We start from the raw sequence: 24,451 nt of genomic DNA, 5'->3' as shown, positions 1-24,451 counted from the left end.
GTCTCGGACCGCGACAGTCGCTTCAACTGCCGCTCAACCGCCGCTTCCACCGCCTTGCCCAGTTCGGCATTGTCGGTGATCAGGATGGATTGCGCCCCACGGTCATGTTCCGCCTGCGCGAGAAGATCAGCGGCCAGCCAGTCCGGGTCGTTGTCCCTGTCGGCGATGACAAGCACTTCCGACGGGCCGGCAATCATGTCGATGCCAACTGTGCCGAAGACCTGGCGTTTCGCGGCCGCCACATAGGCATTGCCGGGGCCGACGATCTTGGCGACAGGGATGATCGTTTCCGTGCCGTAAGCGAGTGCCGCCACCGCTTGCGCGCCGCCGATGCGGTAGATCTCCTCGACGCCTGCGATGCGCGCGGCGGCAAGAACGGCGGGATTTATCACGCCGCCATTCGCCGGCACGACCATGACGATGCGCTCGACGCCTGCAACCTTGGCCGGCACGGCGTTCATCAGAACGGAGCTTGGGTAGCTGGCGGTGCCGCCCGGCACATAGAGACCAACGGCCTCGATCGCCGTCCAGCGCGAGCCTAAGCCCACGCCGATCTCGTCCTCGTAGATATCGTCCTTCGGCATTTGCCGCGCATGGTGTTTTTCGATGCGCCGCGCTGCGAATTCGAGGGCGTCGATCACGGTCTTGTCCACGGCTGCGACAGCGGCGTCGATCTCTTCCGCCGTCACCCGCATCGAGACCTTCGAGAAATCGAGACCGTCGAATTTCAGGGAGTAATGGGCAAGGGCCGCATCGCCGCGATGGCGGACATCGTTGATGATGTCGCGAACGGTCGCGTTGACGTCTTCGGAAACTTCTCTCTTGGTCGTCAGGAAGGCAGCGAATTTCTGTTCGAAATCAGCCGATGCCCGCTCCAGCCAGATTACCACGCCATTACCCTCTCATTTTCCCCGCAGGCGATCCCGCGAGGTGCACGAACTCACCGCAGGAATAAATGCGGCTCTGGTATGTGGCATAAATCGAAACAGTGACGAAAGGCAACCGTTGCGATGGCGTGGAGAGCTTATTCGCCGTCCGGATGCTGCGGTTTGGCGGCGGTTTCCCAGGCGCCGCTCACATCGGTCAGCTGCGCTTCGATGCATTCGACGTCGAGCGCGATGGCGCCTCCGCCCGAAAGAGTCAGTTCGACAGCTCCGTCAGGTCCTTCGCCGTTCTGCACGAAGCGGATGGCGAGGAGTGAAAGTACCTGCTCCCTGTCATCGCGGTTGATACCGTGTGAACGGACGGCGGAGACCCGCTTCAGGAAAACGACGCTGCGGCAACGCTCCGGCGGCAGGCTCTTCTTCTCGGCGCTCTCCCAGACGAAACGGTTGGCGGAAAGCGAGAATTGCCCGTGTTTCGGCTCGAAGGCAACGTCCTTCAGCTTGAAGACGCTGTCCTGCATATGCGTCGAAATGACGGAGAGATCTTCAGTGTCCAGCGCGAGCAATTTCAGGCCGCTCATCATTTTCTTCCTTTTCCTTGGGCCGCAGGCCGGCATGTCCAATTTCCTTGTATTGGAAATAGGCAGTCACGGCCTGCTCTGCAACGGGAGAAAACGAATGAGCGGTGATGAAGGGATCAATCGCTGACGCGTTCGACCAGCGCACCGCAGCGGGTGAGCTTTTCTTCAAGGCGTTCGAAACCACGATCGAGATGGTAGACGCGCGAAACCATGGTCTCGCCTTCCGCCACCAGGCCCGCAATGACCAACGACACCGAGGCGCGCAGATCGGTCGCCATGACCGGCGCACCCTTCAGGCGGGTGACGCCTTCGATACGGGCCATCTGGCCGGAGAGCGAAATCTTCGCGCCGAGACGGGCCAGTTCCTGCACATGCATGAAGCGGTTTTCGAAAATGGTTTCGGTGATGTGGGAGACGCCCTGCGACCGGGTCATCAGCGCCATGAACTGCGCCTGAAGGTCAGTGGGGAAGCCGGGGAAGGGCTCGGTGACGATATCGACCGGCTGGATGCCGTTGCCGTTGCGTACGACCCGAAGGCCGGTCTCCGTGTCATTGATGGTCACGCCGGCAAGCCGCAGCGTGTCCAGCGCATTGTCCAGCAGCGAGGCGCGCGTGCCTTCCAGCACCACGTCACCGCCGGCCATCGCTACTGCCATGGCATAGGTGCCCGTTTCGATACGATCCGGCAAAACTCGGTGGCGCGCGCCGGAGAGCGAGGTGACGCCCTCGATGGTGATGGTGGAGGTGCCGGCACCCTCGATCTTCGCACCCATGGCAATCAGGCAGTGCGCCAGATCGACGACTTCCGGTTCGCGGGCGGCGTTGTGAATGACGGTGGTGCCTCTGGCAAGGCTCGCGGCCATCAGCATCACATGCGTCGCGCCGACGGATACTTTCGGGAAAGTGTAAACCGCGCCGATCAGGCCGCCCTTGGGGGCCGAGGCGTTGATGTAGCCGCCATCGATCTCCATCGTTGCGCCGAGCGCCTGCAGGCCCTCGATGAACAGGTCTACCGGACGTGTGCCGATGGCGCAGCCGCCGGGCAGGGAAACGCGGGCACGGCCTTCACGGGCCAGCAGCGGGCCGATGACCCAGAAGCTCGCACGCATCTTGGAAACCAGTTCGTAAGGTGCTGTAGTGTCGACAATGGTGCGGCAGGTGAAGTGCACAGTGCGGGAATAGGCTTCGCCCTGGCTCTCGCGGCGGCCGTTGACGGAAATATCGACGCCGTGGTTGCCGAGAATGCGGATGAGCTGCTCCACATCCGCCAGATGCGGTACGTTTTCGAGCGTCAGCGTATCGCTGGTCAGAAGCGAAGCGATCATCAACGGCAGAGCGGCGTTTTTTGCGCCTGAGATAGGGATGATGCCGTTGAGCTTGTTGCCACCCGTAATTCTGATGCGATCCATGCGTCCCTACGGGCCTGTGCCCGCCTTTCTTTATCTGCCTTGCGGAAATGCGCGTCCTTAGACGAGTTTCCGTGGCGTTTCAATTTTATGCTGGTGAATTCTCTATGAGGATGATTCGTCCGTTTTTGCGGCAGGCAGGCCAATCGTGTCATCCGCATCGCCGGCGCGGCGCGCACGAACCTGCTGTTTGCGCTTCATGAGGTTTTCACGAAGCTTCTTCGCCGCCCGCGCTTTCCGCTCCGCCTCGCGCTGCCGCGCCTTTTCGCCGGGGCCAGTCTGGGCATTGCCGTTTGCCACTGCGGCGGACGGTTCTGCGGAAGCGCCCGCGGAAACCGCTGCCTTTGCCTGTTTGTCATGATGTTCGTTCATAAATTCAGCAATATCCGAAAAATATGTTTTTCAACAGGGGGCACGCTTTTTTGCCCCGCTTGATGAAGAATATCGTTTTGCGGCTTGCGCTCGTCAAAAACCTATGGCAATAGGCCGCCACGCTTGATGCTGAAGCCAACGCTTCGGCACCAGATGCTGCTATAGCTCAGGGGTAGAGCACTCCCTTGGTAAGGGAGAGGCCGAGAGTTCAAATCTCTCTAGCAGCACCATTCCTCCCCATAAAATCAAATATTTACGCGACGCCCCGGCGGAGATTGTTCACGCAATCTGTAATGTCGATGCGCGTTTTCGGCCACGCCGCACGGGCGTCGGCAAAGGTGAAAACCGCGCCTCTTGCGAAGCGCGGTTTCCATTTCCGAATATTCTGTTGCTGCCAGAGCGGGACGAAACCGCCCGTAGCCAACGGGCGCCGCTTACTGGCGGAATAGCGACAGGATATTCTCGGAGCTGGTATTGGCGATGGAGAGCGACTGGATCGCCAGCTGCTGCTGTGTCTGCAGAGCCTTGAGCTTGGTGGATTCTTCGTTCATGTCCGCATCGACGAGGCGGCCGATGCCCTTGTCGATGGAGTCGGTCAGCTTCGAGATGAAGTCTTCCTGCAGTCCTATACGCATTTTGATAGAGCCGAGGGCGGATGATGCGCTGCTCAGCGCTTGAAACGCAGTTTCAACATCTGTCAGCAGATTGCCGATCGTGTAGGTTGGCGGCGTCGCAGCATCGAAAAGCTTGAGATCGATGTCCCATACGGAAATGCCCGAGGCCGTTCCGGACTGTCCAATGATGCCCTTTGTCGTATCCAGTGTCGCGGGTGTGCCGGTTAACCCGAAAATCACATTGGCGGATTCAGTTGCTGTCGTCGTGTCGACAAGGGTGTAGTCCGTTTTTGTAACGCTGACGGAACCGCTACCGTCACGGGTAAAGCCGGAAACGACGGTCTTGGGGCCAGTACCCAGCAGCCAGTTCTCTCCGCTGAAAGAAGCGCCCTGTGCGATCGATTCTAGCTGTTTTTTAAGTTGGTCAATTTCTTCCTGGATCTTGGTCTTATCGACACCTTCTTCGGTTGCGGCAACGATTTTCGACTTGATTTCCTTGACGACTTCGACGGCGCTTTCCATTGCGGAATAGGCGACATCGATCTTCGCCGCACCAAGACCCAGTGCGTCCTGAACTGCGGAAAGGGCCATGTTGTCGGAACGCATCGTTGTTGCGATCGACCAATAAGCGGCGTTGTCGGAGGCCGACTTGACGCGCAATCCCGAAGAGACTCTGGATTGTGTATCTTCGAGCTGGCCGCTGATGGCGCGCAATGTTTGAAGTGCCGACATGGCGGCGGTGTTTGTCAGAATGCTTGTCATAGTTGCCCCTCTGAGCTGGCTAAATGGGAAGGGACATTCCGGGATCGCCGGAAACGACTGCGCGGCGTGATGCCTGTTAACCTCTTTTTCGTCTTGGTTAACGAGTCGTTTCGATGAGGTGATTTAGCCGTGATTTGGTTAATGAACTCTTAATCAAAATCTCTGAACGTCGCGGGCAAGGTCCAAAACAAAAAAACCGCGCCTTTCGGCGCGGTTGATCTTTTCGGCTGAAGCTTCTGATTAACGGAAGAGCGTCAGGATGCTTTCGGAATTGCTGTTGGCAATCGAGAGAGCCTGAACACCGAGCTGTTGCTGCGTCTGCAGGGCCTTGAGGCGGGTAGACTCTTCGTTCATGTCAGCGTCAACGAGGCGGCCGATACCCTTTTCAATGGAGTCGGACAGCTTGGAAGCGAAGTCTTCCTGCAGGCCGATACGCATGGAGAGCGAACCGAGCTTGGCTGCTGCGCTGGTCATGGCCTTCAGCGCGTTTTCAACAAGCGTCAGGGCTTCGGCCATGTTAGTGGCGCGGTCTGCCGCTGCATAGGCGTTGATGTCCAGCGTGAAGACGGACTGGACAGGAACTGTCGTGAACGTTCCGGTCGTGCCGAGAATACCGTCGGCGCTGGGGACGCCTGCGCCGGATACGGCGCCAAACAGCACGTTGCCGGTGGCGGTGTCATCAAGGGCGTATTTCGTAGTCGTAACGGTAACGGCACCACCGCTGGAGCGAACGAAGCCAGCGACAACCGACTTATCAGGGTCCGTGCCGGGCGTTGTCGCGCCGAGCGTCGAAGCGCCAACGAGCCAGTTTTCGCCGTAGAAGGATGCGCCCTGCGCGATCGATACCAGCTGATTCTGAAGCTGATCGATTTCTTCCTGAACCTTGGTGCGGTCGACGCCTTCTTCGGTTGCCGTAACCAGCTTCGCCTTGATTTCCTTGACGACTTCGATCGCCGATTCCATACCGGCAGAAGCGGTGTCTACCTTGGCGGCACCGAGGCCGAGGGCGTCGGAAACGGAGGAAAGGGCCATGTTGTCGGAGCGCATCGTGGTTGCGATCGACCAGTAAGCAGCATTGTCAGCGGCTTCGCCAACGCGAAGGCCGGAGGAAACGCGTGCCTGGGTGGATTCCATGCTCTGGCCGATGGAGCGCAGGGTCTGGAGCGCAGACATTGCTGCGACATTGGTAATTATGCTCGTCATAGTAGTGTGCCCCTTGAATGGCTGATTAAAGAAGGGACATTCCGGTTTCACCGGGAACGGCGCACAGCATCATGCCTGCTAACTGGCTGATTTTTAACGTTAGCTCGCCGTTTCGATGAGCATTAGGTAACGCGGGTTTGGTTAATGAATCGATAAATGGAGAAAGAAATTCAGTCTCGGCAAAATTAAAAATGCAACTCTCGCGCGCACGCGCGCGTAACCCCGAAAGTTTAAAAAAAAGATAAGGCCGCACCCGTTTCCGGATGCGGCCTCATGGATGCATTCAGTCCGATTCAGCCTTTCGGACGGTTATGCTTTCTATCCCAATCTGCGCTCGGTCAGCCCCCGATTGCTTATGGGAAGAAATGTGTCCCCCAGCCCCGAAGGGCTATGAGAAGTTCAGCTCTTAGCGGAAGAGCGACAGGATGCTCTGCGAGTCGTTGTTGGCGATCGACAGGGCCTGGATTGCCAGCTGCTGCTGCGTCTGCAGAGCCTTCAGCTTGGTGGACTCTTCGTTCATGTCAGCGTCTACGAGACGGCCAATGCCCTTTTCGAGAGCATCACCCAGCTTGTCGGCGAAGCTCTGCTGCAGGTCGATGCGGGAAGAAATCGAACCAAGGTTGGATGCAGATGTCTGCATTGCCTTGAGAGCCGTTTCCACGGTGGTCAGGTCGGCGGCAAGGTCGGTAGACGTTGTAACATTGATCGCGATGGTGTTTGCCAGCAGGCCGCCCGTGCCGGCGCCCGTTGCCGGGTCGACGCTGGCGAAAAGCGGAGCAGTGGTGTAGCTGGCGGTCGTAACCTTGACGCCGGCCGTATCACGGACGAAGCCCGAAACGACGGTCTTGGCGCCTGCGGTGCCGACCAGCCAGTTTTCGCCGTTGAAGGACGCGCCGTTGGCAACGCTTGCCAGCTGAAGGTTCAACTGGTTCAGTTCTTCCTGAACCTTGGACTTGTCAACACCCTGTTCGGTGGCGGTAACGAGCTTGCTCTTGATTTCCGTGACGACCTTGATTGCGGCATCCATGCCGGCATAAGCCGTATCGACCTTTGCGGCGCCGAGGCCGAGAGCGTCCTGGGCAGCGCTGATAGCGCCCTTATCCGAACGCATGGTCGTTGCGATAGACCAGTAAGCGGCGTTGTCCTTGGCGGCGCCGACGCGCATGCCCGTGGAAATGCGATCCTGCGTCGTGGACATATCGCTGGAGATGGAGCGCAGCGTCTGGAGAGCGGACATCGCCGAAGCGTTAGTGAGAATGCTTGCCATAATAAATGTGTCCCTTTGTTTTTACGAGATACTGAGGTTGGGGACATTCCGGACTTGGTATTACCGGTCACAACGTTTCGGCATCATGCCACCCGGTTCAGAAATACTTGTTTCTGGAAACCAAACCCGCTGTGTGTAGGGAGAATTTCGCAGCGAAAAATTGCGTAATTATTAATTTGAGCATTAAGAAATACTAGAAAATACTTATGGTTACTACAAAGTATATTTAAATGGTAAGTTTTTAATTGAAAATTATAGTTATCCGGCCCCTAACAAAAACGGTAAGCAAAGGGTTAAAACGCGAAAACCCCGCTGCCGTGGGGCTGCGGGGTTAACAAACAGGATTAACGAAGATTATTTCGGCACAAATGCCGTTAGTTGAACGATCTGACCAGGCTGCCGACGAGCAGGTTCCAACCGTCGATCAGCACGAAAAACAGGATCTTGAACGGCAGGGAAATCGAGGTGGGCGGCAGCATCATCATGCCCATGGCCATGGTGATGGTGGCGACGATGAGGTCGATGACCAGAAATGGCAGGATGATCAGGAAACCGATCTCGAAACCGCGCCGGATTTCCGACAGCATGAAGGCAGGAACGAGCACGCGGTAGTCGACGACATTGTCGGTCATCACGACCTGTCCGCGTTCGCGGGCGATATCGACGAACAGCTTCAGATCCTTGTCACGCGTATTGGCGTTCATGAAGGTGCGGAAGGGTTCGGCGATGCGCCCGATGGCCTGCTGTTCGTTGATCTGGTTTTGCAACAACGGCTGCACGCCATCAGTCCAGGCTTTGTCGAAGGTCGGCGACATGACGTAGAAGGTCATGAACATCGCCATCGACAGAAGGATCATGTTGGACGGGGTTGAGGCAAGCCCCATACCGGAGCGCAGGATCGAAAATGCGATCACGAAGCGCGGAAAGCTTGTGACCATGATCAGGATACCTGGCGCGACCGACAGGACCGTCAAAAGGCCGAAGGTGCGGATGATCCATGCCGCGACGGATCCGTCTATCTGCGTGTTGAACAGATCGGACGGAAATTGCTGGGCGTTGGCGAGGCCCGGCAAAGCCAGCAGGACGGCGATGGTTATAAGAAATCGAATCATTCGATGACAAAGGTCCGGAACATGACCTTGGATACGCGCCCTTGAGAGCGCAGGTCAACTCGTTCCTGAATGTCATCCTTAAGATATTGAAAGCCGCGCGGCCCTTCCAACTGCTGGAGGGAAACGGTGCGGACATAGGCCATGATATCCTGATGAATATCCTCGGCGAGACCAACCTCGACAGGGCCCTTGAACATCAGCGCCACTTCGAGCCGCACCCAGTTTGTCGAGGGATAGGCGAGGTTGGTGGTGATGGGATCGAGCTGGACGATACCATTCGCCTCGGCGGAGATTTTTTCGATGCCCTCGCCCTTCTTCTCGCCGTGTCCGCCGGCGGCAGCTGCGGCATGCGCCTCGGCGCCGGCAATCTTCGGGGCGACCATGCCGCCCACGAGCCAGCCGCCGCCCGCACCGAGCAGGGTGAGGATCGCAACCCCTGCAATGGTCATGACCAGCGAGGAGGACTTCTTCTTGCTTTCGGCCTGTTCGTTTTCCATGGGTCAGTCCCGCTTTCGCATATCGGCGTCAGAGCGGCGAGAACAGGTCGACGACCTGTTGACCGACCGGGGGTTGCTGCACTTCCGTCAGACGTCCGCGACCGCCATAGGAGATGCGTGCCTCGGCGATGCGCTCGTAGGAGATGATGTTCTGTGCATCGACATCCTGCGGCCTGACGATACCGCCGACGTTCAGGATGCGGATTTCGTGGTTCACGCGCACTTCCTGCGAGCCGCTGATGATGAGGTTACCGTTTTCGAGAATGCCGGTCACGACGGCGGCCACCAGCAGCGTCAGCTTTTCAGAACGCTTGGTCTTGCCCTTCGCCTGGGTGTCGGTATCGGAACCGTAATTGATGCTGGAATCAGCCTTCGGGTTCCAGCCCAGGATCTCCGCATTCGCCTTCCAGTTCAGGCCGCTGGAGTTCGTGCGGTTACGCTCGGTTTCATTGTCGAAATCGGCCTTGTCGTTGATCTGGATGTTGACGGTCAGGATGTCGCCGATGTTGAGGGCGCGCAGGTCCTTGAACAGGGCTCCCTGGCTGTCGCTCCACAGCGAATAACCGCTGGCCATGTGTTTCGGCTGCTTCGGATACATGCCCATCTGCGGTGTCTGGCTGAATTGCAGGCCGCTGCCGATAGGGCTCATCGAAGGCGCGTTGCCGATTTCCTTCAGGGTCTGGTTGTTCTGGCAGCCGGCAAGCAGGGCAAGCGGCAGGAGGAGGGCCGGAAGACGCGGGGTCATGAGGGATCCTTCGAAGTGTTTTTGTCGATCGCCTGCGACATGATGCCGGCGACGATTGCGGCTTTCTGAGCATCCATTTCGCTGAGGATGAGGCCCGATTGGCGCGGCGGAAGCTGCATGATGATGGCCGCCGCGATTTCCACATGCATCTTCTCGAGCTGCGGTGCGGCGGCATCCGCCTTCATCGTTTTGTAGATGTCGACCAGATTGCTTTTCGCCTGCTCGAGGAAATGATTGCGGCGCGCCAGCCAGTCCTCATATTCCGCCTTGCGGTCTTCCAGCGCAGAAATGCGCTCGTTGACGTCAGCCTGAAGCTTTTCAAGCTCCTGCTTCTGCATGAGGTAGCGCTGGTCGCGGGCGGCATCGGCGATGTTGGTGCAGAATTTCTGGATTTCATCCTGCGTGCTGAGTTCAGACACCACGTTCTGCTGGCTTTCGGCGCCGGCGGCGGGCAACAGGAAAAGCAGTGAGGCGACGGCCGCGAACCGGGTAAGGCCGTTCCTGAAAGCGTTTTTCTTCTGGAGTTCCATCATTGCAGCACAAGCTCCGCCTGAAGGGCGCCGGCGGATTTGATGCCTTGCAGAATGGCGATGATGCCGTCCGCCTTGAGCCCGATGCTGTTGAGACCGGCAACCAGGGTGCGAAGGTCGGGACCATCGACGATGGCGACCTTGCTGCCTTCCTGCATTGCCATGATATCCGTCTGAGGCTGCACCGCCGTCTGGCCGCGCGAGAAGGGCGCCGGCTGGATGACCTGCGGCGATTCCGTCACCTGCACGGTCAGCGTGCCGTAGCTCACGGCGACGCGGGAGATGCGCACATCCGCACCGATGACGATCGTGCCCGTACGTTCGTTGATCACGACTTTCGCCGGCGTATCCGTCTCGACCGTCAGATTTTCGATTTCCGCCATCAACCGGGTCAGATCTGCGGTGCGGGGTTTCTGCACCGCGATTTCCTGCGAATCGCGCGGCTCGGCAATGGGGTCGCCATACCGGGCGCGGGCAAAGGCGTTGACGACATCGGCCACCCTGACCGCAGTCGAAAAATCGGGATTGCGCAGCTGAAGGACCAGATTGACCGAATCCTTGAATTTGGACGGCAGCTCGCGCTCGATGATCGCGCCGTTCGGCACGCGCCCCGATGTGGTTACACCCTGCGTCAGCGTTGCGGCATCGCCCTGGGCTGAAAATCCGTTGACGATCACCGATCCTTGCGCGACGGCGTAAATCTGCCCGTCAGCGCCGGAAAGCGAGGTCATGATGAGCGTGCCGCCGCGAAGCGAGCTGGCGTCGCCAAGGGAACTGACCGTCACGTCCACACGGCTGCCGGGGCTGGCGAAGGGCGGCAGGTTGGCCGTCACCATCACTGCGGCGATGTTCTTGGCATTGGACTGGCCGCCCTGCGTGGTGATGCCGAGGTTCTGCAGCATGGCGCGCATGGACTGTTCGGTGAAAGGCGAGGAGCGCAGACTGTCGCCCGTGCCCTGCAAACCGACGACGAGACCGTATCCGATCAGCTGGTTGTCGCGTCCCGCCTGCAGGGATGCGATATCCTTGATGCGGGACGTGTCCGCCTGGGCAGGCAGCGTCGAGAGGAAGGACAGGGCCGAAACGACCAGAGCCGCGGCTAGGATACGAAGCAATCTCATTTCGCCATAACCTGAATGGTTCCGTCCTTCATGACGGTACCGCTGACCATCACGCCGGAATCGATGTTGCGTACCCTCACGACTTCGCCGAGCGAGCCGTCAGTCATCGGCGTTCCCGAAGCCATCAGCGTCATGTTGCCGATGTTGAAAACAAGTTTGACGCTGGTGCCGCGCACCACCAGTGACGGTTCGCGCAGCGCCGCAACGGGGATCGTGCGGCCGGGAAGCAATGTCTGCTTGGAGATCATGCCTTCGACTTCGCTGATATCGGTCGCGTAACCCGAGGAAATATTGGGATTGGTCACTTCCACCGGCTTTACCTGTTCGGGCGAGATCGTCTCGCCCGGATAGATCGTGCGGGTGGGAACCAGCGCCATCGGCGCCTGTGCGATTGCGGGCGCGAAGGCCCCCAGTGAAAAAGCAGACGCCAGGCACATACGGACGAGCGCCGTTCTGCAGCTGTTATTTTTCCGGCCAAACCTCATGTCCGCCTGCCTTTCCGTTCTGTTCTTACTTCAGGTTCTTGCTGACAATCGAAGCCATTTCGTCAGCGGTGGTGATGACCTTGGAATTCATCTCATAGGCGCGCTGCGCCGTAATCAGGTCGGTGATTTCCTTGACGGCATCGACGTTCGAGCCTTCGAGGTAGGATTGCTTGACGTAGCCGAAGCTCGGATCATCAGGCACGCCGATAACGGCGGCGCCGGAGGCCGGTGTCTGGGCAAAGAGGTTGTCCCCAAGCGGCTTCAGACCCGCCTCGTTGGCGAAGTTGGCGATGGTCAGCTGTCCGAGTTCCGTGAAATCAGCCGCATTGCCGATACGGGCGGTCACCTGGCCCGTGCGGGTAATGGTGATGTCCTGCGCGTCAGTCGGGATATTGATGTTTGGAATGACATTGTAGCCATCGACCGTCACGAGGTTGCCATCGGCATTCTTGTTGAATGCGCCGGCGCGGCTGTAGAGCGTCGAACCATCGGCGGCCTCGATCTGGAACCAGCCCTGTCCGATGATTGCCACATCGAGCTTGTTGCCGGTCTCGATCAGGTTGCCCTGGGTGTGGATGTTGCGCACCGCCGACGTCTGCACGCCGAGGCCGATATTGGCGCCTTCCGGCACGATCGCCTGGTTGGCCCGGTTCGGCACGCCCTGCATGCGCTCGGTCTGGTACAGAAGATCGGTAAACTCTGCACGCGCGCGCTTGTAGCCGGTGGTATTGATGTTGGCGATGTTGTTGGCAATGACTTCCAGATTGGTCTGCTGGGCGTCCATGCCGGTGGCAGCGATGGCAAGAGCTCTCATGTCATTTTTCCTGCTGGGCTAGAGCATTTCCAGTAAAAGCGCGGGGCGGTTTTACGTCCGGAAAATGCGTAAAAACAAAGGCCTAGAGCGCGGCCAACGATTGGCTTCAAGCCGGACGCGCTCTAGATCTGCATCTTGGTAATGTCGAGATAGGCGGACACGATCTTGTCACGGAGCGCGATGGCTGTTTGCAGCGACTGTTCGGCCGAAAGCACGGCATCGACCACTTCACGGGTGTTCGCCTTGCCCTGAATACCTTCGAAGGAGGCCACTTCCGCCTTCTTCAGGTTGTTCATCGCGTCCGTCGACATATTGCCGAGAACGCTTGCGAAGCTTGCGCCTGTCTGCTGGGCGGGCGTCGTCTGCTGGCTGCCGAAAACGCTTTCCGTCAGCGAGGAGACGCTGCCTGCGCCGCGCGTGAGCGAGAGGGAACCGAGTTGCTTGATGCCGTCGATCATTGTGATGCTTTCAGAAGGTCGATGGTGGAGGCGACGAGGTCGCGTGTCTGGCGGATGACCTGAAGGTTGGCGTCGTAGCTGCGGTTGGCTTCGCGCATATCCGCCATTTCGATCAGGACGTTGACGTTCGGCATCTTGACCATGCCGTGGGTATCGGCGGCAGGGTTGCCGGGATCGTATTCATTGACGAAATCGCCGCGGTCGACGCCAAGCTTCTTCACCGTCACGCGCTCCACGCCGCTTACGCGGTCGAGCTCGGAGCCGAATGTCACGGTCTTGCGGCGATAGGGGTCGGCGCCGGGCGTGTCGCCGGTCGATCTTGCGTTGGCAATGTTTTCCGAAACGATGCGCAGTCGGGTGGACTGCACTTCCAGGCCGCTGCCGGCGATCTTGCTCGCCGCACTCAAGGGATCCATGGTTTACCTCTTTACCGTCATCAGCATCATGCGATGGAAGGATTTGACGAGACTGGCGTTCAGGTCATATTGCCGCTTGATCTCGCCGGTCTTGGTCATTTCCTCAGCAAGCGCGACCGAATTGCCGGATTCCTGCATGCCGATCTCGTTATTGATCGGGTTGTCGCGCACCGCGATATTTTCGCTGAGCTCGCTCGCGCCGAAATGGGCGGGATGGGTCTTCGCCATGCCAACCTGCTGGCTGGTGGCCTGCATGACCGCTTCGAAAGGGTTGACATCCTTGGCGTGGAACTTGGGTGTGTTGGCGTTGGCGATGTTGGTCGCCACGACTTCCTGCCGCACGCTCAGCCATTCCGCTTGGCGGGAGGCCAGATCGAACAGTTGAATCGGTTGCATAGACTTCTCCATCTCGTATGGCCCGAACCTAAGGGGCTAATCTTGCGTCAGACTTGCGGGGAGGGGAGAAGGACGGGAAGAGACATAAAAACGACCGTTCCAGTCATTCGAAAACGAAAAAGCGCGCCTGAAAACGAGGCGCGCCTTTGTGGTGAAGAGGAGAGACCGTCCTATTTTTCAGGACGATAAGTCTTCCCGGAGGAAGTCTCTATCGTCCATTCGCCATCGCGCTGCTCGATCTTGGTAAGAAGTGCATTGTCGGGCAAGGGAGAGCCGACCCGCACCATATACATGCCCGACCCGTCCTCGATCAGCGCACGGCCGTTGGAGACATGCAGCAGGCGGAAGGAGTTCTGGCCGGGGAAGGGCTGGTCCTCAAGCGCGGCGGCGAGATCGTTCTGTTTTTCCTTGCCCTTTTCGCTGATTGTCGCGGTCGTCAGCATGTCCGGCAGTTCGGCCGGCGGCGGCATGTCTTCCTTGTTGCGATTGGTCATGGCCATGGGCGAAACGCTGAAGACTTCCCGTGGGCCGGTATGGGGCAGGTCGCGCGTGCGGTCGCCATCCGCCACCCTCGTTCCGAACTTGTCCTCGTTGAAGAAGACGTACCAGGGGAAAAAGGCAGCGGCGGCGGCAAGCCCTATTCCCGTCCAGGCCAGAATACGGTCGGGCGTGAAGAAGGGAGGCTGCGGCTGCGCGTTCTCGACGTCGCTATTATCGATCTTGTCGATCTGTTTCTTTTTCACGGGTCAGCCTCTCATTCTCGGATTTACCTGCGGCTGATTATTTTGCACTCCGCCGCGCAGCGCGGTCGCCAGATCGGCATAGGCGTCCTGCGCCGCCGGTTCGCTCGGAAGCTGTTTCAGCGTCTCGTAGATGATCGGAACCTGCTTCACCGCCATGTCGAGATCGGGATCGGTGCCGGGCCGATAGCCGCCAATGAGCCGCAAATCCCGCGTTTCCTCAAAACGGTGCACCAGCGCCTTCAGGCGCGATACCAGCTTTTCCTGATCCGGCGTCCATGCCTTCTTGGCGAGACGCGAGATCGAGGCCAGAGGATTGATCGGCGGATAGCGGCCTTCTTCGGCAAGGCTGCGATCCAGCACAATATGGCCATCGAGAATACCGCGGGTCGAATCGGCGATCGGATCGTTGTGATTGTCGCCGTCCACCAGAATGGAGACGATGGCGGTGATGGTGCCGGTGCCTTCGGCGCCGGGTCCCGCCCGCTCCAGAAGGCGCGGCAATTCGGTAAAGACCGAAGCCGGATAGCCACGTGCCACCGGCGGCTCGCCCGAAGCGACCGCCACTTCGCGGATCGCGTGGGCAAAACGGGTGACGCTGTCGATGATGAGAAGGACGTTTTCGCCCCTGTCACGGAAATATTCGGCAATGGTGACGGCGGAAAGCGGGGCCATCTTGCGCAGCATCGGGCTTTCGTCGCTGGTCGCGACGACGGCGACGGACTTGCCCATGTTCTCGCCCATCGTATCCTCGATGAACTCGCGCACTTCGCGACCGCGCTCGCCGACAAGCCCGATGACGACCTTGTCGAAGGCGTCGGCCTTGGCAAGCATCGACAGCAGCGTCGATTTGCCCACACCCGAGCCGGCAAAAATACCGAGACGCTGGCCAAGGCACAGCGGCGAAAAAATATCGATTGCCCGCACCCCGGTCTTGAACGGCGTCTCCACCCGCTTGCGCGTCATGGATGGCGGTGCGTTGCTGGAAATCGGACGGCGCTCGGTGCCGGAGACAAGCGGTCCCTTGCCGTCGATAGGTTCGCCAAGCGCGTTGATGGTACGCCCGCACCAGCTTTCATCCGGCGCGACGCGGAAGGCGCCCTTGCGGATGACGGTGTCGTGAATGCCGATCGGTTCACCCGGTTCGATGGGGCAGACGTAGCAGATATCCGGTTCCACGCGCACCACTTCGCCGAGATGGATGCCGGTCGCACTGCGATGGGCGACGAATTCGCCGAGCCTCACATGCCGCGACAGGCCGGAAACCGTATAGTGCCCGGCGGCGATGGTGCGGACATGGCCACCCGGCGACACCGAAAATTCCGGATCGGCATAGTGTCCGGCAAGGCTGGCCAGTTGGGCGAGCTTCGGTGAAATCGCCTCGGCCGTGAGCGTGGATTCCGGCATTGTCATCGCTCAGTTCCTCAACGTGCGCCGCCAAGCGTCTTGATGGCGTCGCCGAAGGTGGATTCGGTGTCGCGCATCAGCGACGAGATGCTCTCGAAGGCCCGGTTGACCTGAATGAGCTGCGTCATCTGGGAAATGCCGTTGACGTTCGATTGCTCGAGATAACCCTGGACAACGCCGACCTCGTGATTGTTGACGACCGGAATCGGCGCGACGACGGGTTTCACGCCGCTATTGGGATGGCGCAGGAATCCTTGCGAGAAATCCGCCTGAAAGATGCCGAGCGTCGCGACGATGTTGTCGTTCTGCCGGATGGCTCCATCGAGACCGACGGTGATCGGTCCCCCATTCGCATTGAGCTGGATAGGACCGCCGCCCGCGTCGAGAACCGGGTAACCGCTCGAAGAGATGAGCGCCCCGTCCGGACGCATGGTGAAACGGCCATCGCGGCTGAGGATCTGACCATCGGGCGTATCCAGCGAGAACCAGGCATCGCCCTTGATGGCGAAATCGAGAGAATTGCCGGTCTGTTCGAAGGCACCCTGGCGGGTGGAGAGATAGTCGTTGCCCTGCGACACGAACGCCACCTTGGCATTCATGGAATTGTGGTTCTTGGCGACCATTTCGTCGAATTTCACTTCGGAACCGCGGAAGCCGACTGTGTTGGCATTCGCCATATTGTCGGAAATGGTGGTGAGACGACGCTCCAGCGCAATCTGCGAGGACAGCGCGACGTATAGTCCGGACTGCATATCATTTGCCTCCGAGTTTCAGGGAATTGATGGAAATCAGCAGGTCCGGGGAAATGCCGTAGCCGCTGGAGGAGCCGAAAACGGCCAGGGGATCGTAGGTCGTCGAGGGGTTTTGCATTTCCCACATGATGGTAAAACGCTCGAGCAGCTTGCCGACCTTTTCAGGATCTTGCAGATCCTTGATATTGATGGATTTTTCGATGAGCGCGGCCTGTTTGTCGACACTTGCTGCCGCAAATTCGTCGGGCAGGTTGTAGGCGGTGCGGAACACCTGCGCGAGCGCGTCGTCGGCCAGAAAATCGAGACCCGATTTGATCGTCGGCGCCTTGCGCTCGAAATAGAGAGCGAGCCGGACACCGTTATTGTCGCCGCCCGCCTCCTGTTCCAGCGTCTGGCGGGTGTACTTGCCGATGATGCCGGACTGGGCCGCCTCGGTGGCGGTCGCCGCTGCACCCAGGCTTGCAAAGTCGAGCGATTTCGCAAGATCCGCGTAACGACTGTCGGAGAGCTTGTTGGCGAAGGCATTCTTGTCGGTCGTGCCTTCCGTCAGTACCTTGCGGATGAAGGCTTTCGCATAGGCCATATCCTCGAGGCCATGGGCTTTCAGCGCATAGTTATAAAGACGGGTATCGGCCATGAAGTCGTCGACGGATTTCACGTTGCCGATCTTCGACCGGTAATATTCGGTTTCGCGCACCACATCGGGCTGCTTCGACACCCGTTCGAGGGATTTGCCGATGTCCTGACTGATCAGTCTGTAGCTGGTGTAGGTGGAAGTCACTGAACCGCCGCTCTCGTTTGATCCCGATCTCAAGGCGCACGTCCGCCTTTGTCGGGATATTGCCTCAGGTTGCTTGTGCGAAACTGGCTGCGGCGGATGCGTCAAAAGGGGCTTTGCGGACAGGTTCACGCAAGCCACATTTTCTAGACATGGCGGCATGGAACACAGTTCGGGCGTGGTCGATCAATGAATATTATAATTGGACTTATAATCACCTTCGGCTGCATCATCGGCGGCTACATGGCGATGGGCGGCCATCTGGACGTGCTGATTCAGCCGTTCGAACTGTTGATTATCGGCGGCGCCGGTCTCGGCGGCTTCATCATGGCGAACCCCATGAAGGTCGTGAAGGATTCCGGCAAGGCGCTCGGCGAGGCTTTCAAGCACTCGGTGCCGAAGGAGCGCAATTATCTCGACGTGCTCGGCGTGCTTTATTCGCTGATGCGCGACCTGCGCACGAAATCGCGCAACGAGATCGAGGCGCATATCGACAATCCGGAAGAATCCTCGATCTTCCAGAGCGCGCCCTCGGTCCTGAAGAACAAGGAACTGACGTCGTTCATCTGCGACTACGTCCGCCTCATCATCATCGGCAATGCCCGCAGCCATGAAATCGAAGCGCTGATGGATGAGGAAATCGAGACCATCCTCAGCGACAAGCTGAAGCCTTATCACGCGATTACCACGATGGGCGATTCCTTCCCGGCCATCGGTATCGTCGCGGCGGTTCTCGGCGTCATCAAGGCCATGGGCAAGATCAACGAATCGCCGGAAGTGCTTGGTGGCCTCATCGGCGCGGCGCTGGTCGGCACCATGCTCGGCATCATCCTGTCCTATTCGATCTGCAACCCGCTCGCTTCGCAGGTCAAGATCGTCCGTACCAAGCAGCATCGCCTCTATATCATCGTCAAGCAGACGCTGATCGCCTACATGAACGGTTCGGTGCCGCAGGTAGCGCTTGAATACGGGCGCAAGACCATCTCCAACTACGAACGGCCGTCCATCGACGCCGTCGAACAGGAGATGATGAACCCCGGCGGCGAAAACAAGGCGGCATGACCATGGCTAAAGCTGCACAGCAAAAAGCACCCGCCATCGACACCTCGCTGCTTGCGAGACTCACGGGCGGGCTCTCCGACCGCAAGACCATCGCGAAGGTCGGCGCCGATATCGGTCATCTCTACAGCGAATTCCTGCCGGACATCTTCCACAGCGAGACCGGCATCGCGATCGACGTTGAATATACCGGTTCCGAATCGGGGTTGATGACCGACCTCATTGCCAATATCGGGCAGAATTTTTCGGTTGCCGATTGTTCCCTGCGCAACTGGTGCCCCAATTTCATGATGGCCGTCGGCAACGGCTTCGTCATCGCGCTCATGGAGCGCATGCTGGGCGCGGCGCCCGATACCATCGGCGAGCCGGACGAGCGCAGCCTGTCCCATATCGAACTCGATCTTGCGGCCATGGTTCTGGGCCGCATCGCAGGTGTCCTGCGCTCAGGCGTCAACGCGCCGGGCGGTTTCGAGGCGACGATCGAGCCGCCCTTCAAGGCCAATGGAAAAAGCGCTTTCGAGGAGGCGATCGCCGGCCTTTACGGCGTGACCGTCCGCATGAAAATCGAGATCGGCAAGGTTTCTTCGGAATTCGCCCTCATCGTGCCGCAGCGGCCGCTCCTCAAGACCTCCATCGCCGCCCCCAAGGCTTCAGCCCAGGCGCTGAAGAAGCAGGAGGAATGGGTGGATTTGATCTCGGAGCAGGTGAAGAGATCGCAGGTAACGCTCGAGGCGCGCATCAAGCTCGAAACGATGACCCTGCGGACGATCTCCAGACTGGTCGCCGGCGACGTCATTCCGTTTCAGGATCTGAAGCAGGACGATATCGCCGTCGAGGTCAGCGCCAACGGCTCCAAGCTTTATAATTGCGAATTCGGCAAGTCCGGCGACCGCTACATGGTTCGGGTGAAGAACAATGTCAGCACGGACGACGAGATTCTGCGACATCTGATGGGTTAAATCCTGTCCACCCTTTTGGGGTCTGGGCAGGCTGACGCAAGTTTCAAAGGGAATAATCAGCGCATGGCTACGAAGAAAACTCCTGTGACCGACGATACGGCGCTGCCGTCGCTTGAAGACGGCGGCGACCTCGACCAGGCTATCGGCGATCTGCGTGGCGTCCTCAAGACGGATGCGGAAGGTTCGCTGTCCGATTTTGGCGACTTCGGGGATTTCGGAAGCACCGACGACGCTTCCGCCGACAGCGACCTTTCCGCCTTTGGTGGCGGAGCGGGCGATTTCGCAATGAATGACTTCGCGGCCCCTTCGCAGGTCGCGGGCGTCAGGGCGCCGCTTGGCAGCGGCTTGTCCGATAATATGGACATGATCATGGATATCCCGATCGATGTTCAGATCGTTCTCGGCACCAGCCGGATGCTCGTCTCGGGTCTGATGAGCCTTGAGGAAGGCGCGACGATCGCGCTTGACCGCAAGATCGGCGAGCCGGTCGAGATCATGGTGAATGGCCGCCGTATTGCGCGCGGTGAAATAACTGTTCTGGAAGACGACGATACGCGCTTCGGCGTAAAATTGATTGAAGTACTGAGTACGCGAAAAGCCTGATCCCTGTGGGGACGGAGAGGAAAGACCATGATGGACTTCGAGGATTTCGGTAACCCCCTGGCAGGGAAGCCGTTGTCTCAGACCGACAAGGCGGCCGCAGTGCTGCTTGCCATGGGCAAGGGCGTCGCCGGCAAGCTGCTGAAGTTTTTCACGCAGCACGAATTGCAGATGATCATTTCCTCGGCTCAGACGTTGCGTGTCATTCCTCCGGACGAACTTGCCCAGATCGTGGCCGAGTTCGAAGACCTGTTCACCGAAGGCACGGGTCTGATGGACAATGCCAAGGCGATCGAAAGCATTCTCGAAGAAGGGCTGACGCCTGAGGAAGTCGACAGCCTTCTTGGCCGTCGTGCGGCCTTCCAGGCTTATGAGGCGTCGATCTGGGACCGCCTGCAGGAAGCGGAGCCGGAATTCGTCGGCAAGTTCCTGCTGCGTGAGCATCCCCAGACTATCGCTTACATCCTCTCCATGCTGCCCTCGTCCTTTGGCGCCAAGGTTCTTCTGATCCTCCCCGAGGAACAGCGCGCCGATATCATGAACCGCACGGTGAACATGAAGGAAGTGAGCCCCACGGCCGCCCAGATCATCGAGAAGCGTGTGGTCAATCTCATCACCGAGATCGAGGCCGAGCGCAATGCGGGCGGTTCCGCCAAGGTTGCCGATCTGATGAACGAGCTGGACAAGCCGCAGGTCGACACATTGCTCAGCTCGCTCGAGACGCTCAGCAAGGAAGCCGCCAACAAGGTCAAGCCGAAGCTCTTCCTCTTCGACGACCTCATGTTCATGCCGCAGCGCAGCCGCGTCCTGCTGCTCAACGATGTGTCGGCGGATGTTCTGACCATGGCCCTGCGTGGCGCCACGATGGAAATCAAGGAATGCGTGCTGTCCAGCATTAGCCCGCGCCAGCGCCGCATGATCGAGTCGGATCTCGTGGTGCCGCAGGCTTCCATCAACACCCGCGAAGTGGCGATCGCGCGCCGCGCCGTGGCGCAGGAGGCGATCCGGTTGGCCAATTCCGGCCAGATCCAGCTGAAGGAAGCCGCAACAGACGAACAATCGGCGGCGGCCTGAGCGGAAGCCGGTTGATAACCCGCCCTTACGGCATAGCCGGCCATTGCGATGGCCGGCCCCGGACGCTAGTTTCGGAATGATGGCCTGCCGCGATCGGCGGGCCTTTTTTTGATCCCGGGAACGTGCTTTGGCAGACGACGAGGACAAGGACAGTAAAACAGAAGACCCCACGGAGAAAAAACTCCGTGATGCGGCCGAGAAGGGCAATCTTCCCTTTTCTCGCGAAGTGCCGATCTTCGCCTCGTCACTTGCCTTTTATTGTTACCTGGTTTTCTTTTTGCCCGAAAGCGCCGGTCGCCTCGGCGTAACGCTGAAGGACCTGTTCGGCCAGCCTGAACAATGGGACCTCAGCACCCGGCCGGACGCGCTGTCGCTGCTCTATTTTCTCGGCGCGTCCATGGCCTATCTGCTCATGCCGGCCATGATCATGTTCATCGTCTTCGGCCTTGCTTCGTCGTTTTTCCAGAACCTGCCGTCGCCGGTGCTCGAGAGGGTGCGTCCGCAATGGTCGCGCATTTCGCCCGCAAAGGGGTTCTCGCGCATCTACAGCAAGCAGGGTTTCGTGGAGTTCGGCAAATCGCTGTTCAAGATATTGATCGTTTCGATCGTCATGTACCTGTCTCTGCGCAGCGATTTTTACAGCCTCATTGACCTGATGTTCTCCGATCCGCAGGTCATTTTTGTGAGGGTCGTCGAGATCGTCAAAAAAATGATGGTCGTGATTTTGCTTTCGACCGCGCTGCTTGCCGCCGTCGACATTTTGTGGACGCGCCACCATTGGTTCAGTCAGTTGAAGATGACGAAGCATGAGGTGAAGGAGGAATACAAGCAATCGCAGGGCGACCCGGTGGTCAAAGCCCGACAGCGTTCGGTCGCCCGTGACCGCGCCCGCCGCCGCATGATCGACAACGTGCCGCGCGCGACGCTGGTGATTGCCAACCCGACACACTTTGCGGTGGCGTTGCGTTACGTGCGCGAGGAAGGCGACGCGCCTGTTGTCGTTGCCAAGGGCCAGGACCTTATCGCATTGAAAATCCGCGAGATTGCGGAAAAAAATAATATCCCCGTTTTTGAAGATCCGCCTCTCGCACGCTCCATGTTTGCGCAAGTCTCGATCGATAGTGTGATTCCACCAGCTTTTTACAAGGCGGTAGCTGAGCTCGTTCATCGGGTTTACGCCATGAAGTCATCGAAAATACGGGTTCAATAAAACCAATGAAAAAATCCGCCTATTCTGAAAAGCGGGAAATGATCGTCGCAGAGGCGATCAACCCGATCGCCACTGAATTACGCCTGCTCGATCCTGCCGACCTGATTTCGTTGCTGAGATTCGAGTGTAATGGCAGTATCGCCGACCTCGTCTCGTCGGCCGCGGAGCTTTATTATCATCCCGGTACGATCAACTTCGGCGCGGGCGGCGAATACAAGCTCGAATGGGAAGGGTCGCCGGAGATCGTCCTCGATCTTGAACTCAAACCGCAGGGCGCCACGGTTTATGCGCGATTGATTCTGGCCAACGAACATGCTGCGGTCGAGATCAATCATGTTTCGTTTCAGAACCCCTCGGACAATCCGGATGAGAACACCGAGTTCCTTCGCCGGAGCCTGATGGCTGCCCGATTCGTGTCGACCCGTCAGGGCGAAGCCGCCTGAGCCAGACCATCTGAGCCGGACCACCGACATTTTCATCTATTTTTCCGTTGCGCCCGCCGAAGTCGCGGGCGCAACGGCTTCGTTCGAGTGCTTTTTCACCCGACCTTGCCTGAAGCCTGCCGGTTTATGCAAAACCGGTCTGCGAAAGCGAGGAACGCCTTGCAAATCAGCGTTGTTGTTTGGTACCTATAGAATTAACGATTTGTTAACGAACGGCAGATCGCGGTGGCTCTTTTTTTGCTATCGCCGATGCGCATGATGCCTCTGCTCGTTTTCGGCGCAACGCCGGATTTTCCTGACAGTACAATTGGGTGGACCCAGTGACCAGCATTTTGACCAATGCGGCGGCAATGGCCGCGCTGCAAACTTTGCGCATGATCGACAAGAATCTGGAAACCACGCAGGCGCGTGTGTCGTCCGGCTATCGCGTCGAGACCGCAGCGGATAATGCGGCCTACTGGTCGATTTCGACGACCATGCGCTCCGACAATGCGGCACTTTCGGCCGTGCAGGATGCTCTGGGGCTGGGTGCCGCCAAGGTCGATACGGCCTATGACGCGATCGAGAATTCGATCGAGGTCGTCAAGCAGATCAAGGCCAAGCTTGTCGCCGCCTATGGCGTGGGGGCGGACCGGGGCAAGATCCAGGACGAGATCAAGCAGCTTCAGGAGCAGTTGAAGAGCACGTCCGAATCGGCGTCCTTCTCCGGCGAGAACTGGTTGCAGGCCAGCATCAGCAACGGCGGCACGCCGCCGGTCGAAGAGCCGATCACCAAAAAGATTGTCGCATCTTTCACGCGCACCGGCTCGGGCAATGTCGGCGTTACCACGGTTGATTATGTGCTGAACGGCAGCGCCGTGCTTTTCGACCTCAGCGGCGGAAAACTCGGTATTCTCGACAAGAATGCCATTTTCGCCAGCAAGACGGAGCAAGAAGTTACTCAGGTGTCAACGACTGCCGGAGCGGTCACGAACACGGGTTATGTCGTCAAGAAGTTGACCGATGCGGAAATCGGCGTGCTGAATGCAGCGACGGCGGATACGAATGCCGACCCGAGCGTCTACAGCAACGGCACTGTGAACTATCTCCGTCTGGCTGAGAATACCTGGGTCAAGGTGACGGCGACGGACCCTTCGAGCGGCAGCACGACCGTCTCGGCGGCCTATCGGGACACCGGCGGTGACGATTGGTTCTATGACACGGCTGCTGCGGCGACATCTGTTTCGAGATCCCTCGGGTTTTCCGTCTCCACCCTTAATCTCGACAATCTCGATGTCGTTGCCGCGGCGATGAGTGGTTTTGCCGGCGCCGGCGCCGCCTATACCGCTTCCGACGCCATCGATGTGATGATGAGTTTCGTGGACAAGCAGCTGGAAGCGATGACCAGCACGGCCTCTAGCCTCGGCTCCCTCCAGAGCCGTATCAGCCTGCAGGAAAACTTCGTCTCCAGCCTGATGGATGTGATCGACAAAGGCATAGGTCGTCTTGTCGATGCGGATATGAACGAGGAATCGACCAGGCTGAAAGCATTGCAGACACAACAGCAACTCGGCATCCAGGCACTCTCCATCGCCAATGCCAATGCGGAAAATATCCTGCAGCTCTTCAAGTAAACGGTCTTGGCCCGGCAGGAGGGCGGCTGCGCGGGTGATGCGGACGGAAGCGCTGCCAAACAGGGCCCGCCTTCATCCTCGCACAAGTTTGAACACCTAACGTCGGGGCAACATCGGGTGGATCGCATGGCGTGGTCCGTCCGGGAACAATGG

At 58.8% G+C, this 24,451-nt stretch carries 28 protein-coding genes and 1 tRNA gene; 8 read left to right on the top strand and 21 right to left on the bottom strand.

All coding sequences use genetic code 11. The annotated features are described in order from the left end of the window. From hisD to RS75_RS15955, 4 genes are all read right to left on the bottom strand, one after another. On the bottom strand, positions 1–890 hold an 890-nt coding region (hisD, locus tag RS75_RS15970; protein WP_045022043.1), incomplete at its 3' end, for a histidinol dehydrogenase. 134 nt (positions 891–1,024) lie between these two features. Further along, positions 1,025–1,465 carry a DUF2948 family protein gene (locus RS75_RS15965; protein WP_045022069.1) on the bottom strand — a complete coding sequence of 147 codons (441 nt, stop codon included), beginning with the start codon at positions 1,463–1,465 and terminating at the stop codon, positions 1,025–1,027. 116 nt (positions 1,466–1,581) lie between these two features. Further along, positions 1,582–2,874 (bottom strand): UDP-N-acetylglucosamine 1-carboxyvinyltransferase, encoded by a 1,293-nt coding sequence (gene murA / locus RS75_RS15960; protein WP_045022042.1) that lies wholly within the window; start codon positions 2,872–2,874, stop codon positions 1,582–1,584. Positions 2,875–2,976: 102 nt separating this feature from the next. Next, a complete protein-coding gene (locus tag RS75_RS15955; RefSeq protein ID WP_045022041.1) occupies positions 2,977–3,243 on the bottom strand; it encodes a hypothetical protein in 267 nt (88 codons plus the stop codon). A 155-nt stretch (positions 3,244–3,398) separates the two neighbouring features. On the opposite strand from RS75_RS15955, the gene RS75_RS15950 reads away from it, so the two are divergent. Then, positions 3,399–3,473 (top strand) — tRNA-Thr (locus tag RS75_RS15950). Positions 3,474–3,677: 204 nt separating this feature from the next. Here RS75_RS15950 and RS75_RS15945 read toward each other — a convergent pair. From RS75_RS15945 to RS75_RS15865, 17 genes are all read right to left on the bottom strand, one after another. Beyond that, complete coding sequence (locus RS75_RS15945; protein WP_045022038.1) at positions 3,678–4,619, bottom strand: flagellin N-terminal helical domain-containing protein; 942 nt, start codon at positions 4,617–4,619, stop codon at positions 3,678–3,680. A 240-nt stretch (positions 4,620–4,859) separates the two neighbouring features. After that, complete coding sequence (locus RS75_RS15940; protein ID WP_045022036.1) at positions 4,860–5,822, bottom strand: flagellin N-terminal helical domain-containing protein; 963 nt, start codon at positions 5,820–5,822, stop codon at positions 4,860–4,862. 406 nt (positions 5,823–6,228) lie between these two features. Continuing rightward, positions 6,229–7,089 (bottom strand): flagellin N-terminal helical domain-containing protein, encoded by an 861-nt coding sequence (locus tag RS75_RS15935; protein ID WP_045022034.1) that lies wholly within the window; start codon positions 7,087–7,089, stop codon positions 6,229–6,231. A gap of 374 nt (positions 7,090–7,463) precedes the next feature. Further along, on the bottom strand, positions 7,464–8,201 hold the full coding sequence (gene fliP, locus RS75_RS15930) for a flagellar type III secretion system pore protein FliP (protein WP_045022031.1): 738 nt from the start codon (positions 8,199–8,201) through the stop codon (positions 7,464–7,466). Further along, a complete protein-coding gene (locus RS75_RS15925) occupies positions 8,198–8,698 on the bottom strand; it encodes a flagellar basal body-associated FliL family protein (protein ID WP_045022030.1) in 501 nt (166 codons plus the stop codon). The genes fliP and RS75_RS15925 overlap by 4 nt, the downstream gene beginning before the upstream one ends. Before the next feature lie 28 nt (positions 8,699–8,726). Continuing rightward, entirely contained in the window at positions 8,727–9,443 is a 717-nt protein-coding gene (gene flgH, locus RS75_RS15920; RefSeq protein WP_045022028.1) for a flagellar basal body L-ring protein FlgH, read from the bottom strand. After that, positions 9,440–9,976 (bottom strand): MotE family protein, encoded by a 537-nt coding sequence (locus RS75_RS15915; protein ID WP_045022026.1) that lies wholly within the window; start codon positions 9,974–9,976, stop codon positions 9,440–9,442. The genes flgH and RS75_RS15915 overlap by 4 nt, the downstream gene beginning before the upstream one ends. After that, positions 9,973–11,094, bottom strand: coding sequence for a flagellar basal body P-ring protein FlgI (locus RS75_RS15910; protein ID WP_045022024.1), 1,122 nt, complete (start codon positions 11,092–11,094; stop codon positions 9,973–9,975). The genes RS75_RS15915 and RS75_RS15910 overlap by 4 nt, the downstream gene beginning before the upstream one ends. Next, entirely contained in the window at positions 11,091–11,579 is a 489-nt protein-coding gene (gene flgA, locus RS75_RS15905; protein WP_084686972.1) for a flagellar basal body P-ring formation chaperone FlgA, read from the bottom strand. Before flgA ends, RS75_RS15910 begins: the two co-directional genes overlap by 4 nt. 25 nt (positions 11,580–11,604) lie before the next feature. Continuing rightward, complete coding sequence (gene flgG, locus RS75_RS15900; RefSeq protein ID WP_045022020.1) at positions 11,605–12,393, bottom strand: flagellar basal-body rod protein FlgG; 789 nt, start codon at positions 12,391–12,393, stop codon at positions 11,605–11,607. A gap of 122 nt (positions 12,394–12,515) precedes the next feature. Further along, positions 12,516–12,851, bottom strand: a complete 336-nt coding sequence (locus tag RS75_RS15895; RefSeq protein ID WP_045022018.1) for a flagellar hook-basal body complex protein FliE — start codon at positions 12,849–12,851, stop codon at positions 12,516–12,518. Then, complete coding sequence (flgC, locus tag RS75_RS15890; protein WP_045022016.1) at positions 12,848–13,267, bottom strand: flagellar basal body rod protein FlgC; 420 nt, start codon at positions 13,265–13,267, stop codon at positions 12,848–12,850. Before flgC ends, RS75_RS15895 begins: the two co-directional genes overlap by 4 nt. Before the next feature lie 3 nt (positions 13,268–13,270). Beyond that, positions 13,271–13,663 (bottom strand): flagellar basal body rod protein FlgB, encoded by a 393-nt coding sequence (gene flgB, locus RS75_RS15885; protein WP_045022014.1) that lies wholly within the window; start codon positions 13,661–13,663, stop codon positions 13,271–13,273. 170 nt (positions 13,664–13,833) lie between these two features. Further along, positions 13,834–14,406, bottom strand: a complete 573-nt coding sequence (locus tag RS75_RS15880; RefSeq protein WP_052679702.1) for a hypothetical protein — start codon at positions 14,404–14,406, stop codon at positions 13,834–13,836. A gap of 3 nt (positions 14,407–14,409) precedes the next feature. Continuing rightward, positions 14,410–15,816 carry a flagellar protein export ATPase FliI gene (gene fliI / locus RS75_RS15875; protein WP_045022012.1) on the bottom strand — a complete coding sequence of 469 codons (1,407 nt, stop codon included), beginning with the start codon at positions 15,814–15,816 and terminating at the stop codon, positions 14,410–14,412. Positions 15,817–15,827: 11 nt separating this feature from the next. After that, complete coding sequence (gene flgF, locus RS75_RS15870; RefSeq protein WP_045022010.1) at positions 15,828–16,562, bottom strand: flagellar basal-body rod protein FlgF; 735 nt, start codon at positions 16,560–16,562, stop codon at positions 15,828–15,830. Position 16,563: 1 nt separating this feature from the next. Beyond that, entirely contained in the window at positions 16,564–17,343 is a 780-nt protein-coding gene (locus RS75_RS15865; RefSeq protein WP_045022008.1) for a DUF1217 domain-containing protein, read from the bottom strand. A gap of 186 nt (positions 17,344–17,529) precedes the next feature. On the opposite strand from RS75_RS15865, the gene motA reads away from it, so the two are divergent. From motA to RS75_RS15830, 7 genes are all read left to right on the top strand, one after another. Then, the gene (gene motA, locus RS75_RS15860) at positions 17,530–18,402 is read left to right on the top strand and encodes a flagellar motor stator protein MotA (RefSeq protein ID WP_045022007.1); all 873 of its coding nucleotides are present in this window, start codon (positions 17,530–17,532) and stop codon (positions 18,400–18,402) included. Beyond that, positions 18,399–19,358 (top strand): FliM/FliN family flagellar motor switch protein, encoded by a 960-nt coding sequence (locus RS75_RS15855; protein ID WP_045022005.1) that lies wholly within the window; start codon positions 18,399–18,401, stop codon positions 19,356–19,358. The genes motA and RS75_RS15855 overlap by 4 nt, the downstream gene beginning before the upstream one ends. A 63-nt stretch (positions 19,359–19,421) precedes the next feature. Beyond that, entirely contained in the window at positions 19,422–19,961 is a 540-nt protein-coding gene (fliN, locus tag RS75_RS15850; RefSeq protein WP_045022003.1) for a flagellar motor switch protein FliN, read from the top strand. 27 nt (positions 19,962–19,988) lie between these two features. After that, on the top strand, positions 19,989–21,032 hold the full coding sequence (gene fliG, locus RS75_RS15845) for a flagellar motor switch protein FliG (protein ID WP_045022000.1): 1,044 nt from the start codon (positions 19,989–19,991) through the stop codon (positions 21,030–21,032). Positions 21,033–21,159: 127 nt separating this feature from the next. Then, a complete protein-coding gene (flhB, locus tag RS75_RS15840) occupies positions 21,160–22,242 on the top strand; it encodes a flagellar biosynthesis protein FlhB (protein WP_045021998.1) in 1,083 nt (360 codons plus the stop codon). 5 nt (positions 22,243–22,247) lie between these two features. Next, entirely contained in the window at positions 22,248–22,685 is a 438-nt protein-coding gene (locus RS75_RS15835; RefSeq protein ID WP_045021997.1) for a hypothetical protein, read from the top strand. A 320-nt stretch (positions 22,686–23,005) separates the two neighbouring features. Continuing rightward, positions 23,006–24,298 (top strand): flagellin N-terminal helical domain-containing protein, encoded by a 1,293-nt coding sequence (locus RS75_RS15830; RefSeq protein WP_045021996.1) that lies wholly within the window; start codon positions 23,006–23,008, stop codon positions 24,296–24,298. Positions 24,299–24,451 lie beyond the last annotated feature (153 nt).

Source organism: Rhizobium nepotum 39/7, assembly GCF_000949865.1.
Taxonomy (GTDB): domain Bacteria; phylum Pseudomonadota; class Alphaproteobacteria; order Rhizobiales; family Rhizobiaceae; genus Agrobacterium; species Agrobacterium nepotum.
The sequence above is the reverse complement of the archived record's forward strand: the minus strand, read 5'-3'. Positions and strand labels throughout refer to the sequence as shown.